At 68.9% G+C, this 14,498-nt stretch carries 13 protein-coding genes; 2 read left to right on the forward strand and 11 right to left on the reverse strand.

Annotated features, from left to right (window positions below; translation table 11 throughout):
• Window positions 1-27 precede the first annotated feature (27 nt).
• The gene (locus tag ACYVIO_RS33350) at window positions 28-780 is read left to right on the forward strand and encodes a glycerophosphodiester phosphodiesterase (RefSeq protein ID WP_460654924.1); all 753 of its coding nucleotides are present in this window, start codon (window positions 28-30) and stop codon (window positions 778-780) included.
• Window positions 781-844: 64 nt separating this feature from the next.
• Complete coding sequence (locus ACYVIO_RS33355) at window positions 845-2,218, forward strand: MFS transporter (protein ID WP_460654925.1); 1,374 nt, start codon at window positions 845-847, stop codon at window positions 2,216-2,218.
• Between the two features lie 41 nt (window positions 2,219-2,259).
• Here the strand turns inward: ACYVIO_RS33355 and ACYVIO_RS33360 are convergent, their stop codons facing one another.
• The 11 genes from ACYVIO_RS33360 to ACYVIO_RS33410 all read right to left on the reverse strand — a co-directional run bounded on the left by ACYVIO_RS33360 (window position 2,260) and on the right by ACYVIO_RS33410 (window position 14,284).
• Window positions 2,260-3,663 (reverse strand): polysaccharide lyase 6 family protein, encoded by a 1,404-nt coding sequence (locus ACYVIO_RS33360; RefSeq protein WP_460654926.1) that lies wholly within the window; start codon window positions 3,661-3,663, stop codon window positions 2,260-2,262.
• A 10-nt stretch (window positions 3,664-3,673) separates the two neighbouring features.
• Window positions 3,674-4,564 (reverse strand): AraC family transcriptional regulator, encoded by an 891-nt coding sequence (locus ACYVIO_RS33365; protein WP_460654927.1) that lies wholly within the window; start codon window positions 4,562-4,564, stop codon window positions 3,674-3,676.
• The gene (locus tag ACYVIO_RS33370; RefSeq protein WP_460654928.1) at window positions 4,561-5,865 is read right to left on the reverse strand and encodes a polysaccharide lyase 6 family protein; all 1,305 of its coding nucleotides are present in this window, start codon (window positions 5,863-5,865) and stop codon (window positions 4,561-4,563) included. The genes ACYVIO_RS33365 and ACYVIO_RS33370 overlap by 4 nt, the downstream gene beginning before the upstream one ends.
• A gap of 114 nt (window positions 5,866-5,979) precedes the next feature.
• Entirely contained in the window at window positions 5,980-7,206 is a 1,227-nt protein-coding gene (locus tag ACYVIO_RS33375) for an alpha-L-fucosidase (protein WP_460654929.1), read from the reverse strand.
• A gap of 5 nt (window positions 7,207-7,211) precedes the next feature.
• A complete protein-coding gene (locus ACYVIO_RS33380) occupies window positions 7,212-8,078 on the reverse strand; it encodes a carbohydrate ABC transporter permease (protein WP_460654930.1) in 867 nt (288 codons plus the stop codon).
• Window positions 8,075-8,860: a carbohydrate ABC transporter permease gene (locus ACYVIO_RS33385; RefSeq protein WP_460654931.1), complete on the reverse strand. Its 786-nt coding sequence runs from the start codon at window positions 8,858-8,860 to the stop codon at window positions 8,075-8,077. The genes ACYVIO_RS33380 and ACYVIO_RS33385 overlap by 4 nt, the downstream gene beginning before the upstream one ends.
• Window positions 8,861-8,994: 134 nt before the next feature.
• A complete protein-coding gene (locus tag ACYVIO_RS33390) occupies window positions 8,995-10,320 on the reverse strand; it encodes a sugar ABC transporter substrate-binding protein (RefSeq protein WP_460654932.1) in 1,326 nt (441 codons plus the stop codon).
• A gap of 162 nt (window positions 10,321-10,482) precedes the next feature.
• Entirely contained in the window at window positions 10,483-11,028 is a 546-nt protein-coding gene (locus ACYVIO_RS33395) for a hypothetical protein (RefSeq protein WP_460654933.1), read from the reverse strand.
• Between the two features lie 13 nt (window positions 11,029-11,041).
• Entirely contained in the window at window positions 11,042-12,271 is a 1,230-nt protein-coding gene (locus tag ACYVIO_RS33400) for an ABC transporter permease (RefSeq protein ID WP_460654934.1), read from the reverse strand.
• Window positions 12,271-12,963: an ABC transporter ATP-binding protein gene (locus ACYVIO_RS33405; RefSeq protein WP_460654935.1), complete on the reverse strand. Its 693-nt coding sequence runs from the start codon at window positions 12,961-12,963 to the stop codon at window positions 12,271-12,273. The genes ACYVIO_RS33400 and ACYVIO_RS33405 overlap by 1 nt, the downstream gene beginning before the upstream one ends.
• A complete protein-coding gene (locus ACYVIO_RS33410) occupies window positions 12,953-14,284 on the reverse strand; it encodes an efflux RND transporter periplasmic adaptor subunit (protein WP_460654936.1) in 1,332 nt (443 codons plus the stop codon). The genes ACYVIO_RS33405 and ACYVIO_RS33410 overlap by 11 nt, the downstream gene beginning before the upstream one ends.
• Window positions 14,285-14,498 lie beyond the last annotated feature (214 nt).

Consider the following 14,498-nt stretch of genomic DNA (forward strand, 5'->3'; position numbering starts at 1 on the left):
CCGTTACCACGGTACATAATCTGGCCTGTGTACCCCTACCTCGACCACGAGGGGCCGATCGCGATGGCCCACCGCGGCGGCGCGTTGCACCCGGACAACCTCGGCTACGAGAACTCGCTGCGCGCCTTCGCGCACGCGGTGAAACTCGGTTACCGGTACGTCGAGACCGACCTGCACGCGACCAGCGACGGCGTCGTCGTCGCCTTCCACGACCACCGGCTGGACCGGGTCACCGACCGGACCGGCGTGATCGCCGAGCTGCCCTGGTCGGAGGTCAGCAAGGCGCGGATCAACGGGCACGAGCCGATCCCGCTGCTCACCGACGTGCTGGAGGAGTTCCCCGACGTCCGGCTCAACCTGGACATCAAGGCGGACAACGGCGTCGGTCCGGCGGCCGCCGTACTGCGGGAGGCCGGCGCGATCGACCGGGTCTGCGTGTCGTCGTTCTCGCAGGCGCGGGTGCAGCGGATCCGGCGGGAGCTCGGGCCGCGGCTGGCGACCGGGTTCGGGCAGAACGAGATCGCGCGGCTGCGGTTCGCGCCGTTCCGGCTGTCGTCGCCGGGGGCGTGCCTGCAGATCCCCGAGGTGTACGGGCGTCTGCGGGTGCTCACCCCTGGGCTGCTGCGGCGGGCGCATGCCCTGGGCAAGCAGGTGCACGTCTGGACGATCGACGACCCGGCCGCGATGCGCCGGCTGCTCGACGCGGGCGTCGACGGGATCATCACCGACCGGACCGACCTGCTGCGCGACGTACTGATCGAGCGCGGGCAGTGGAACTAATCGGGTTCTGAAGTGTTACCGATTGGTCCTCCCAAGTACCTGTTGACCTGACACACTCCTGCGCATGGGATTTCTGTCGGCCCCGGCGGCCGTCGACAAGCGTGAGTACTGGGGCTTCAGCCTGTACGACTGGGCCAACTCCGGCTACGTGACGACCACCGGCACCGTGCTGTTCGCGCCGTACCTGACGTCGGTCGCGGAGCAGGCGGCCTGCGGCCGGGTCGGGACCACCGAGAACCCGTGCCACACCAACCTCGAGGTCCTCGGCCTCGGCATCTCGCCGGGGTCGCTGGCCTTCTACGTCGTCACGGTCGCGACGCTGTTCTCGGCGCTGTTCCTGCCGATCGTCGGCGCGATCGCCGACCGGTCGCCGCGCAAGAAGCTGCTGATGTGCGGCTTCGCCTGGGCCGGCGCGATCGCGGCCAGCTCGATGGTCTTCGTGACCGGCGGGAACTGGGCGCTCGGCGCGTTGCTGCTGTTCGTCGGGAACCTGTGCCTGGGCTCGTCGATGGTCGTCTACGACTCGATCCTGATCGACATCGCTCCTCCCGACGCCCGCGACGACGTGTCCTCGCGGGCCTGGGCCTTCGGCTACCTCGGCGGGTTCATCCTGCTCGCGATCAACCTCGGCGTGGTCACGGCGCACGACGCGCTCGGGATGAGCCAGGGCACCGCCGTCCGGCTGAGTCTGCTCAGCGCGGGGCTGTGGTGGGGACTGTTCACGTTCATCCCGTTCGTCAAGCTGCGGAACCGGCCGCCGACGGCCGTGGTCCAGGTGCGCAGCGGGTCGATGGTCCGGCAGAGCTTCGGTCAGCTCGGCGCAACGCTCAAGCACCTGCGGGCGTACCCGATGACCCTGCTGTTCCTGGTCGCCTACCTGTTCTTCAACGACGGGATCCAGACCGTCATCGCGGTCTCCTCGACGTACGGCGAGAAGCAGCTCGGGTTCGAGACCCAGGTGCTGATCATGACGATCCTGCTGGTCCAGTTCGTCGCGTTCTTCGGCGCGATCGGCTTCGGCCGGTTCGCCCGGCGCTACGGATCGCACCGCACGATCATGGGCGGGCTGGTCGTGTGGATGGTGATCGTGATCGCCGGCTTCACGCTGCCGGAGAAGCAGATCGTGCCGTTCCTGGCGATGGGCGTCGCGATCGGCATCGTGCTCGGCGGCACGCAGGCGCTGTCCCGGTCGGCGTTCAGCCAGCTGATCCCGAAGGGCCGCGAGGCCGAGTACTTCAGCCTGTACCAGGCCGGAGAACGGGGTACGTCGTGGCTCGGCACCCTCGTCTTCGGCCTGGTCCACCAGCTCACCGGCTCCTACCGCCCGGCGATCGTCGCCCTCGGCCTGTTCTTCCTGATCGGGCTCGTCCTGCTGTCGCGCGTCGACATGCGCCGAGGCATCACCGAAGCGGGCAACACCCAACCCACGCTGGTCTGAGGGACGGGCTGCCGCGCCCACCCGGCGGCAGCCCCCGCCGACTAGGCCGCGCCGGGGCCGACGTCGGCGGCCGTCAGCGGCTTGCGGACGGGTTGTGCACTCGAGTACTCATCGGCGCCCACGTCGTACGGCGCCGTCCGTGCCTGCCCGTCCAGGTCGTCATTCACCCGACTCGACTCACTGGCCGCATTGATCGCCGCACTCCCCGCTCCAAGCCGGTAGACCCCGTCAGCTCCAGCGACCAGCTTGGGGTCGGCCCGCGTGAAGCCCGACAGGTTCCCGTTCGCCGCCGCCCCCCAGACGATGTTGCCTGCCCAAGTGATCCCCTGCTGGTACGGCATGTCCACCAGCGGGTCCCCGTCGCCGACCAGCAAGTTGTCGGCGATCCGGCAGCCCAGCGGCGGCAACGTCCGCTGGCTCTCCCCCACGATCGCCTGGCCGTTGTTCCGCAGCGTGTTCAGCACGATCGTCACCCGGTCGGGCGCATCGTTGCCCGTCCTGGAGTCCGACGGCTCCCCCTCGTAGTGATCTCGCACCGACCCACTCCCGAGCACGATCCCCGCGCTGCTCACTCCGCCCACGTAGTTGTTGACGATCAGGTGGTCGTTGCCGTAGATCCGGATCCCGTTGCTCCCGGCCAGCAAGTAGTTGCCCTCGACCCGGTTGTCGTTGCCGTGCCGCAGCACGATCCCGCCCAGGCTGCTCCGGATCGTGTTGTACCTGATGGTGTTCCCCGACGACTTGACCGAGATCGCCTCGGGATCCCCGTTCACCCGCTCGAACAGGTTGTACTCGACCGTCGCGCCGGCATCACCCAGCGCCCGGCTGCTCACCCCGAGCCGGATCGGCTCGCCGCCGTTCGATCCGCTGAAGCTGTGATCGCGGAAGTGGTTGCGCAGGATGTGCGTCCGCTGCGCCATCGCGGTCCCGGACGGCCCGTCGATCACCAGGTAGCAGCCGACGGTGGACTTGTCGTGCCAGACGTTCCGGTCGACCTTCACGTCGTCACTGCGGACGACCACCCAGTGCCCGACCGACGACGCCAGCGCGAAGTCGTTCCGCGTCAGCCGGATCCGCGGCGAGTTCGCCGGGATGTCCAGCGTCGAGCTCTGCTTGAAGACGAACCCGCTGATCACGAGGTCCGACGAGTTCGCGAAGACGAAACTGTGCGGGCCGGTGAGCGTCACCCCTCCGCGACTCTCCGCCGTGATGGTGATCGGCGCCGCGCTGGTGCCGTGCCGGCCGCTGATCGTGATCGGCGATCCGGACGGCACGGCGTACGAGCCGTTGGCCAGAACGATCCGGGTGCCGGCGGTGGCGCTGTTGATCGCCTGCTGGAGCTGAGCGAGTGAGGTGACGGTCGCCGTCGTGCCTGCGGACGCGTCGGTGGAGCGGGACAGGACGACGGCGGCAAGGCCGCCGGCCAAGAAGGTACGTCGGTGCATGATGGGGCTCCTAGCTGTGGGGGCGGTACAGCTTTCGGTATTCGCTCGGGGTGACCGAGCTGACCTGGCGGAAGACCTTGGAGAAGTACGACTGGTCCATGCCGACGGCCGCGGCGATCTCCTCCATCGGGCGCGCGGTCGAGGCGAGCTCGCGCTGGGCCCACTCGATCCGGGCCCGCTTGAGGTACTGCTTGGGCGACAGACCGAACTCCGCCCGGAAGTACCGGATGAACGTCGGCTGGTCCTGCCCGAACTGAGCGGCCAGTCCCTCGACGGTCAGCTGCCTGCCGAGATTGGCCTGGATGTACTCGACGACGTCCGACTCGCTCGTCTGCTGCGGCGAGAGCTGCACGGTCCCAGCGGGCGCGCTGTCCAGGTAGTGCGCGAACAACGCGGTCAGCGCCGACCGCAGCCGGAGCGGCGTCGCGAGGCCGGGCGGATCCCGGTCGGCCGCACCGACCTGCTCGAACAGGGCTCCGGCTTCCTCGGGCGATTTGCTGCGTACGACGTACGGAAGGCTCAGCACCTCGCCGATGTCCTTGTCGCCGATCAGCGCGGAGAAGTGCAGCCAGTGCTTGCGGTAGGTGTTGTCGCTGATCGCCTCGTACGACACCGGCACCTCGGCCGGCAGGTAGCAGAGGTCACCGGGCTTCGGGTCGAGCACCTGGTCGCCGACCACGAGCCGGCCCTCGCCCTCGAGGATCAGGTAGAGCCGCGAGAACGGATCGGGTTGCAGGGGACGCGCCCACTCGCGGTGGACCTTGGTGATCCGCGCAGCGACGACGAGGTCGAGCCGCAGCCGGTCCAGGTGCGTGCGAATCAGCTCGTCCTGCCGGGTAGTTGGCCGGATCGGCTCGGTGGCGCGGGCCTGCTGGGCCTCGGGCGGGCGTGGTGCGTTCATGAGCTCTGCGGCCCGACCTCGGCCGCGGTGAGCGGGCCCCAGGCGGGGCGATGCTTCGAGTACTCGTCGGCACCAATGTCTGCGCGTCCGTGCCGTTTGTCCCCGTCGAGGTCGGTCTCGACACCGGGGTACCAACGGGTGGCCGCGTCTCTCGCCGGGCTGTGCTCGGTCAGACGCCGTACGCCGTCAGCACCCGCGGCCAAGCGAGGATCCTTGCGCGTCGCCGGGACGTTGCCGTCGGCGGCAGCGCCCCAGGTGAGGTTGCCCGAGAACTCGATCCCGTCCGGGAACGGCATGTCGATCAGCTGTCCTGTGTCGCCCATCAGGAGATTGTCCGTGATCGCGCACTCCAGCGGCGGGAGGGTCCGGTGACTTTCCCCGACGATCGCCGAGCTGCAGTCCAGGACCGTGTTGAGACCGATGCGAACCCGGTCGGGGGCGTCGTTGCCGCGCCGCGACTCCGCGGACTCCCCGGCGAAGTGATCCCGCACCGAGCCGCTCCCGAGCACGATCCCCGCACCTCCGATCCGCTCCAGGTAGTTGTTGACGACCAGATGATCGTTGCCGTAGATCCGGATCCCGTTGCTCCCGGCCAGCAAGTAGTTGCCCTCGACCCGGTTGTCGTTGCCGTGCCGCAGGACGATCCCCCCGAGGCTGTCGCGGATCGTGTTCCGCCGGATCACGTTGCCCGACGACTTCACCGAGATCGCCTCCGGATCGCCGTTGGCCCGCTCGAACAGGTTCAGCTCGATCACCGCTCCCGCGTGCGACAGCGCCCGCGGACTGACCCCGAGCCGAATCGGCTCACCCCCGTTGTCGCCGGCGAACGTGTGGTCGCGGAAGTGGTTGCGAGCGACGTACACACCCTGCGCCATCGAGCTCGTGCCGGCGCCCTCGATCCCCAAGTAGATCCCGAGCGTCGACTTCCCGTGCCACACGTTGCGGACGATCGTCGAATGATCCGCCCGGACCATCACCCAGTGCAGCCCCTCGAGATCGGCCAACTGGAAGTCGTTGTGACTCAACCGGATCCGCCGGCAGTCCGGCGGCAGCTCGAGCGTCGTCCGCTGCCTGAAGACGAAACCGCTGATGGTCAGGTCCGAGGACCCGGTCAGCACAAAGCTCTGCTCACCCGTCAGCACGACCCCACCACACGACTCCGCCCGCACGGTGATCGGCCGCCGCCGACTCCCCCGCTTCCCGGTGATCGTGATCGGCGAGGCCACGTCATAGGTGCCATCAGCAAGTACGACGGTACTGCCGGGAACCGCGCGATCGATCGCCTGCTGAAGTTCGTCCACCGAACGAACGAGTGTCTTGGGAGTTGCAGCAAGAGCCTCAGAAGGCACTGCAAGACCAGCCGCGGTCACACCGGTGGCTGTGAGGAACGTTCTTCTCTTCACGGGCCCTCCTCTTCAAAGGAACAGTTCGATGACGGGAACCGCGACCTCGGGGCGGCGGACGGGGAGCTCGAGCGTGAGCGTGCCGGGCGGCTGAGCACCGGGGCGGGTGTTCTCGGCCGTGCGGGTCGGGTCGGGCTCGACGAGCTGGATCTCCGAGCCGTCCGACAGCAGCTGCGCGTACCGGACCTTCCCGGCCAGCCCCGGCAGGTGCACGTGCTTGAACGGCCAGCTGAAGAGATGCAGGTAGAGCCGATCACCGTTCTGCGTGAAGCGGCAATCGGTCGGAGCGTCGTACGACGAAGCACCGCACCCGCGGATCGACCGCTCGTGCAGCCGCATCCACTCACCGATCGCCGCCAGCCGCGTCTCGGCCTCGGGATCGATCAGCCCGCGCCCGGTCGGGCCGACGTTGAGCAGCAGGTTGCCGTCCTTGGAGACCCCGTCGACGAGCATCCGGACCAGCAGCTCGGGCGACTTGTAGTCGACGTTGTCCCGGTCGTAGCCCCAGCTCCCGTTCAGCGTCTGGCACGCCTCCCACGCGACCCCCATCGGCCCGGACGGCTGGTACTGCTCCGGCGTCACGAAGTCGCCCGGCAAGCCGGTCCGGTCGTTCACCAGGATGTCCGGCTGCAGCTCCCGGACCATGGCCAGCAACTCCTCGGCGCCCCAATCCTCGGCCCCCTTCCCACCCCACGTGTTCGGGCGCCCGGCGTACGAGAAGTCGAAGAACAGGTAGTCGATCGTCCCGAAGCCGGTCAGCAGCTCCCGCACCTGTCCGTGCAGGTACTCCCGGTAGACGGCGATGTCCCGCGGCCGCGGATCAGGCTCGTCGCGCTGCGGATGCAACCCGTCGATCGGGAACTCGGGATGGTGCCAGTCGATCAGCGAGTGGTAGAACCCGACCTTCAGGCCCTCCGCGCGGCAGGCCGCGACGAACGGCTCGACCAGGTCCCGCCCGTACGGCGTGTTGGTCACCTTGTAGTCGGTCAGCGCGCTGTCCCACAGGCAGAACCCGTCGTGGTGCTTCGTCGTCAGTACGACGTACCGCATGCCGGCCGCCCGCGCGGAGCGCGCCCACTCCCGCGGGTCGTACAGATCCGGGTCGAACCGGTCGAAGTACCGCTGGTACCGCTCGTCGGTCATCCGTTCCCGGTTCTTCACCCACTCGTGCCGGGCGGCCAGCGAGTACAGCCCCCAGTGCACGAACATCCCGAACCGGTCGTGGCGGAACCACTCCATGCCAGTCACCCTTTCAGCGCGCCCGAGGTGAGCCCTCGCGCGAAGGACCGTTGGAAGAACAGGAACACCAGCACCGACGGCAGCAGCGCGAGCAGCGACGCGGCCAGGACGACGCCGGGGGTGACGACAGGATCGATCCGCAACGTTCTGAGGGCCAAGGGCAACGTGTACGCCGAGGAGTCCGTTGCCACCAGCAACGGCAGCAGGTACTGGTCCCAGATCATCGTGAAGCCGAACACGCCGATCACGCCCAGCGCCGGCTTGCACAGCGGCAGGATGATCTGGGCGAAGATCCGCAGCTCGCCGGCGCCGTCGATCCGGGCCGCCTCCTCGAGCTCCCGCGGTACGTCCTTCATGAACTCGGTCATCACCAGGATCGAGAACGCCCACGCACCGAGCGGCACGATCATGCCCGCGAGCGTGCCCATCAGGTTCAGGTGCAGCAGCGGGAGGTCGCCGAGCACGAGGGTCAGCGGCAGCGCGAGGATCTCCTCGGGCAGCATCATCGTCGCCAGGATCGCGACCATCACCAGCGTCATCAGCGGGAACACCTTGCGGGCCAGTGCGTACCCGGCGAGCACGGAGACCGCGACCTGGAGCAGGAGACCGAAGCCGACGACGAAGAACGAGTTCAGCAGGTACCGCAGTACGCCGTGGTCGAACGCGATCCGGAAGTTGTCCAGCGTCGGGCTGCGCGGGATCACGCTCAGCTGGGTCGGGTCGGACACGTGGTTGAACGAGCTGACCAGGAGTGCGAGCAACGGACCGGCGAACACGACGAACAGGCCGGTGTAGACGACGGCCTTGATCAGCTTGGCGCCGAGGCCGGTGCGTTCGGTGAGACCGAGGGCGGTCTCTGTGGCGGCGCTCATGCGGCTCTCCTTCGACGCAGCAACTGGACGCAGACGGTCAGGACGAGCGTCGCGGCGAACAGCAGGACCGCGCCCGCCGAACCGACGCCGAGGCGGTTCTGCTCGAGGCCGAGCTTGTAGATCAGCGTCATCACGACCTCGGTGGAGCCGTTCGGGCCGCCGTTGGTGAGCAGGAAGACCTCGGTGAAGCTCCGGAACCCGCGCACGGCGGCGAGCACGAACAGGATCGCGAACACCGGCCGGAGCCCGGGCAGCGTGACGTGCAGGATCCGCTGCCGCGTGGACGCGCCGTCGACGGTCGCCGCCTCGTACAGCCCGCGGTCGATCCCGGCCAGTCCGGCGAGGAAGATCATCATGTCGTACGGCGCCCCGCGCCAGATCCCGGTCACGACGATCGACGCGAGCGAGCTGTCCGGGTGGTTGATGAACCCCGAGGGCCCGAGCCCGACCAGCCCGATCACCTGGTTCATCAGCCCGTCGGCCGTCGGGTGGTACATGATCCGCCACAACTCGGCGACCACCGCCAACGGCACCACCACCGGCAGGAACGCCGCCGACCGGATGAAGCTCAGCTTCCGGGTCTGCCCCTCCACCAGCAGCGCAAGCCCGAACCCCAGCACCATCGACCCGAACGTCTGCCCCACCGCCAGCACCACGGTGTTCCACGCCGCCGCCCGAAACCCCTCCGATCCCAACACCTCGGAGTAGTTGGCCGCCCCCACCCAGGTGTTCCCCAGATAAGGCTTCACGTCCTGCACGGACATGACCACGGCCTGAGCCATCGGAATGAACTTGAAGTACAGAAAGAGGACAAGAGCAGGCGCAAGAAACGCCCAGGGCACCCACCACTGCCCGCCCCGCCGTGTCCGCACCCTTTCGCGGACGACAACGCCAACTCGGGTCACTACTTGAGCTGTCATGACGCGGCGATGCCTTGCTGGTTGAGAGCCTCACCGAGCTTCCCGTCCAACTTCTTCAGTTCCTCACCGACGTTCAGGCTGCAGTCGGCGATCAGTGCGTTGATCGTGTCCGCAGAGGCTTGGCGTACGGCGGTCCAGTTGGGGATCGACGGGGCGTAGCGACCGTGCGCCGCGTAGGCGTCGGCGTACACCTTCCACCGCGGGTCGGGACGGACCGTTGTGATGTCGACCGACTTGTTCACCGGGAGCTGGACGATGAAGGCCTTCTCCCCCGCCATGCCCAGCTTCTGTCCCTCAGGAGAGATCGCGAACGCGGCGAAGGCGTCCTGGCCCGCGCGGTTCGCCGAGCCGGCCATCAAGTACACGCTGCCGCCCTCCGCGAGCACCGTCGCGTCCTTCGGACCGGCCGGCATCGGCACGACCTCGTACTTGTCCTTGCCCAGCGCCGAGTCGAACCGCGGCAGCAAGTAGGGCCCGACGACGTACATCCCCGCCCGACCAGCCTCGAACGTCTCATTCGTCGGCGGCGTGTCCATCGTCGCGGCGCCCGGCTGCACGACCTTCGCCGTACAGGCCAGCTCGCGGAACCACGTCGTCGCCGCGACCGACTCCGGCGTACTCATCGCCGGCTTGAACTTCCCGTCCGGCTGCACTGCGATGAAGTCACCACCACCCGCCCACAGGAAGTTCGAGAAGTACCACGACGCGTACCCACGCTTCGTCGACCCCGGCACCGCCAGCCCCGCCGTGTCGGCCTTCCCGTTCCCGTCCGGGTCCTGCGTCGTGAACGCCTTGGCCAGCTCAGCCAGAGCCGACCACGAAGCCGGCACCGGCAGCCCGACCTTGGCCCGCCAGTCCTTCCGGATCAGCAGCGCACTCGCCTGAGCCGAGTACGGCACGCCGTACGTCTTCCCGTCCCCCGCGCGTCCGGCAGCCAGCGCCGCCTCGAGCAGCTGATCGCTCCCCTTGACCGCGCCCAGGTCGACCTCACGCACGATCCCCTGGCTGACCATCGTCCCGAGCTGCGACGAGTCGTTCAGCACGAGATCCGGCAGATCCTTCTGCGCCGCCCGCTGCGACAGCTTCGTCTCGAAGTCGTCGAAGATCGCGGTCACCTCGACCTTCTGCCCACTCACCGACGAGAACGCCGCGGCGAGCTTCTTCATCCCCTTCTCGCCGTCCCCGCCGGGCGTGGTCCGAACCCACAGCTCCAGCGGAGCCGACGGGTCCTGAGCCACCTCACCAGCGCCGGACGTCCCGCAAGAGGCCACCACCAGAGCAGCCGTCACCCCCGCGGCGACGAGTCTCCATGAGCTGCGCATGCCGTCTTCTCCTGTCGACGAAGAGGCGAATTTGTACTTTCTGCGCCTCATTTCGTCGCAAGATAGCGCTTTCCAAAGAACCCCGTCAACGCCCCGGCACCAAACCGGCTCCGCACCAGGCTGGCGCGGAGCCGATTCGACCAGGCTCGGAGGAGGCTGTTTTCAGCGCGGCGACGCGGAGGAATTCGGGTTCCGCCCGAACCCGCCGGCTGGTACGTCGCCCTGGCGGACGGTGCGTGCGGTGAGTGTGCCGTCGGCTGTCTCGCCGCTGACGACGACCTGCTCCCCCGCCTTCAGATCCGTGGCCGCGCCCTTGCTGCTGATCTCGTACGACGTGTCGCCGGTGAGCTTCACGGTGACGTCGCCGTTCTGGGTCTTCACGACGAGCTTGCCGTCCGCCGCCGACACGACTGTGCCCACCGCCGCGTTCCCGGCGCCAGCGCCGAAGCCCTGACCGCCCTGTCCCCCGCCTTGGCCGCGGAAGCCGCCGTACCCACCCGCACCTCGCCCGGCCTGCGGCGTCGGGCTGTCGGACGCGAAGGCCGCGTGCAAGCCCGCTCCGCCCGCCAGCCCGATCGCGAGGACGACGACGCCGCTCAGCACGGCCGTTGCCACCGGCAACTTGAGCGTCTTCTTCGGCTTCAGCGCCTCCTCGACCTCCTGGTCGGACCCGATCTGGGCGAAGTCGTCGGGAGTCTGGTTGCTCATGGACAAACCTTTCTTACTCGTGCCGCAAGGCATCGATGGGACGGAGACCGGCCGCGCGGTGCGCCGGCATGCTGCCGAAGAAGAGCCCGACGGCCGCGGACACGCCGAACGCGAGCGCGATCGACGACGGCACCAGCACCGGCCGTACGCCGGCCAGCTCGAACCGGCTGACCACCAGCGCCACGGCCACGCCGACCGCGCCGCCGATCAGGCTGAGCAGCGTCGCCTCGATCAGGAACTGACCGAGGATCGCCCGCCGCCGCGCGCCGAGCGCCTTGCGGATCCCGATCTCCCGGGTCCGCTCGGTGACGGTGACGAGCATGATGTTGGTGACGCCGATCCCGCCGACCACCAGGCTGATCGCCGCCACCGTCGCGAGCAGCGCGGTGAACGTCGCGGCGGTGTCCTGGCTCGTCTGCAGGATCTGCGCCGAGTTCGTGATCCGGAACGGCGAGGTCTGTGTCGCCGGGACCTGGTGCCTGGCCGCGAGCAACTGGGTCACCTCGGCCTGCGCGACGTCGACCCGGTCCTTGCTCGACGCCTGGACGACGATCTGGTTCAGCGCGCCGTACCCGGCCTGCGTCGATCGCAACGTGCTGATCGGTACGACGACCGCCGCGTTCGGGTCGGCGAACCCGGTGCTGTCCTTGCTCGCCAGCACACCCAGTACGACGAAGTCGACCGCGCCCAGCTTGACCGTCTGCCCGACCGCGGCCGCCGGCCGGGTGAACAGTTCGCTCGCCGCGGTCTGGCCGAGCAGGATCACCCGCGCCGAGGAGTCCACGTCCTGCTGAGTGAAAGCGCGGCCGGTCCCAACCGGAGTGTTTGTCGCGGGCAGGTACTCGGGCGTCGTACCGATCACCTGGTTGACGGTGTAGCTGGTGTCGCCGTTGGTCGCCGTACCGGTGCTGGTCATCACGGGCGCTACCGCGGCGATGTCTGGCGCGAGGCGGTCGTCGGCCAGCGCCGAAGCGTCGTCCGTCGTCAGCGCGTACTGCTGGGCTGACGGACCGGCCTGACCGCGGGCGAAGCCGCCGCCTCCACCGGATGACGAGACGGTCAGCAGATTGGTGCCCATGGCCTCCAACCGGTCCTGCACGGCCCGGCCCGAGCCGTTGCCGACCGCAACGAGCACGATGACGGCGCCGACCCCGATCGAGACGCCGAGCACGGTGAGCAGCGAACGCAGCTTGTTGGCGCCGAGACCGCGCAGCGCGGCCCCGAACAGGTCGCGGGGTGACATCAGCGCGTCACCTCGTCGGCGACGATCCGGCCGTCGGAGACCTGGATCAGCCGCCGGGCGCGCCGGGCCACCTCGTCCTCGTGCGTGATCACCACGACCGTCCGGCCCTCGGCGTTCAGCGCGTCGAACATGCCGAGCACCTCGTCGGTCGAGTGCGCGTCCAGGTTGCCGGTGGGTTCGTCGGCGAGCAGGATCCGCGGACCGGTCGCGAGGGCACGGGCGATCGCGACGCGTTGCTGCTGGCCGCCGGAGAGCTGGTTCGGGCGGTGGTCCTCGCGGTCGGCGAGTCCGACGAGCTCCAGCGCCCGGCGCGCTCGTGCGCGGCGCTCTGTACGACGCAGATGCGCGTAGGTGAGCGGCAGTTCGACGTTCGCCAAGGCACTGGTCCGCGGGATCAGGTTGAACGACTGGAAGACGAAGCCGATCTTGCGGCCGCGGACGAGGGCCTGCTGGTCCTCGGACAGCCGCGCGACGTTCGTCCCGTCCAGCCAGTACTCGCCACGGCTCGGGACGTCGAGGCAGCCGAGGATGTTCATCAACGTCGACTTGCCCGAGCCGGACGAGCCCATCACCGCCACGTAGTCGCCGGCGTGCACCTGCAGGGAGACTCCACGCAGCGCGTGCACGGCGGTCTCGCCCGCGCCGTACGTCTTCGAGACGTCCCGGATCTCGATCAGGGCGTCAGCGGCCACGGTTCGCTCCCGCACCCTGTCCGCCTTGACCGCCGCCGAAGCCACCGGGCAGCTGACCGCCCTGACCGGCCGGGAACTGCCCGGTCCTCCCCTGCCCGGCACCGGTCGCTCCGACGGCACCCTGCAGCAGCTCGACCTGTTCGCCCTCGTCCAGCCCGGACTTGATCTCGGTGAAGCTCCCGCCCTGTACGCCGACCTGCACCTCGCGACTGGTCCCGTCGGCCAGCGTCACCGTGTGCGTCGTACCGGACGTCACGACCGCCGTACTGGGCACGTAGAGCGCGTTCGCCGCCTTCGCGGTCTGTACGGCGACGTTCGCCGTCTGCCCGATCCGCGCGCCGGCCGGAAGCTTCGCCAGGCTGAACGTCGCGGAGTACGAGACGACGCCGTTGGTGGTGGTCGGAGTCGGCGAGACCGACACCAGCGTCGCCGTCAGCGTGGTCCCGGGATCGGCGTTGAGCGTGACGGTCGCGGACTGCTTGGCCTTGATCTTGATCGCGTCCGCCTCGGGGAACGCGGCAACTACTTGCAGTGCCTTCAGGTCGGCAAGGTCGACGAAGCCTGAGGTAGAGGTTGAGGTCGTCGTCGCGCCCGTGCCGGCGCCGGCCCCTGAACCTCCGGTCGAGTTCGAGCTCCCACTCCCCGCGACGGACCCGACCGAACCGCTCACCGCGGTGATCGTGCCGGCGATCGGCGCCCGCAGCGTCGTCGCGGCGACCGCCGCTTGGGCAGCTTCCAGGTTCTGGTCGGCCTGCTCCTTGTCGGCCTTCGCCCGGGCCAAGCTCGCCTTCGCATTGGTCGCCGCGATGGCCGGGTCCTGGGTCTGGCCGGCGCCGGAGGTCTGGCCCTGGCCGGACGCCTGACTGGTGCTCGTCGTCGGCGTCGCTGTTGCCTCTTCCGCGTCCTCGGCCGCCTGCTCGGCGTCGTCGAGCGACTCCGAGGCGGCGTCCACCGAGTTGGCGGCGGCGATCTGGTTCTGTTCGGCGATGCGCACCTGGCGCTCGGCCGGCGCCGGGTCGATCTTGGCCAGCGCCGCGTTCTTCGCGACCACCTGGCCGACCTTCACGTACACCGCGGTGACCGTGCCCGACGTCGCGAACTGCGGTGCCGCCGACTGCGAGCTCTGCAGGGTGCCGCTGGAACTGACGCTCGCGACCACCTCTCCGCGGGCGACGGCGACGCTCGGGCGCGTCGTACCGGCCGCCTCGGACTCGTCCCGGAAGAACAGCAGGTAGGCGGCGACGGCAACGGCCACCACCACCGCCACCAGGGCCACGTTGAGCAGGCTGAGGCCACGGAGTTTGTGGCGTGGGAGGACCATGGACGCAGACGCTAGGGAGACATGCTGAGGAATGGATCTGGGAAAGCTGGCAACTGGCTGTGAATGCGGTTGCGCGTTTCAGAGTGTGGTACGGGACACACAGTCAACTGTGAACACACGATGACACCGGGTCACGACGGGCTTGTCAGGTGCGTACCTTGGCCTCGGGCATGCCAAAATGGGAATGATCCGCACTGGCCGACCGTTGGTACGG

This window comes from Kribbella endophytica (genome assembly GCF_054781295.1).

Coding starts and splice junctions, on each gene's coding strand:
- ACYVIO_RS33365 (WP_460654927.1), bottom strand. CDS start 4,564: ATGAACGCACCACGCCCGCCCGAGGCCCAGCAGGCCCGCGCCACCGAG.
- ACYVIO_RS33375 (WP_460654929.1), bottom strand. CDS start 7,206: ATGGAGTGGTTCCGCCACGACCGGTTCGGGATGTTCGTGCACTGGGGG.
- ACYVIO_RS33385 (WP_460654931.1), bottom strand. CDS start 8,860: ATGGCTCAGGCCGTGGTCATGTCCGTGCAGGACGTGAAGCCTTATCTG.
- ACYVIO_RS33380 (WP_460654930.1), bottom strand. CDS start 8,078: ATGAGCGCCGCCACAGAGACCGCCCTCGGTCTCACCGAACGCACCGGC.
- ACYVIO_RS33390 (WP_460654932.1), bottom strand. CDS start 10,320: ATGCGCAGCTCATGGAGACTCGTCGCCGCGGGGGTGACGGCTGCTCTG.
- ACYVIO_RS33400 (WP_460654934.1), bottom strand. CDS start 12,271: ATGTCACCCCGCGACCTGTTCGGGGCCGCGCTGCGCGGTCTCGGCGCC.
- ACYVIO_RS33410 (WP_460654936.1), bottom strand. CDS start 14,284: ATGGTCCTCCCACGCCACAAACTCCGTGGCCTCAGCCTGCTCAACGTG.
- ACYVIO_RS33355 (WP_460654925.1), top strand. CDS start 845: ATGGGATTTCTGTCGGCCCCGGCGGCCGTCGACAAGCGTGAGTACTGG.
- ACYVIO_RS33360 (WP_460654926.1), bottom strand. CDS start 3,663: ATGCACCGACGTACCTTCTTGGCCGGCGGCCTTGCCGCCGTCGTCCTG.
- ACYVIO_RS33395 (WP_460654933.1), bottom strand. CDS start 11,028: ATGAGCAACCAGACTCCCGACGACTTCGCCCAGATCGGGTCCGACCAG.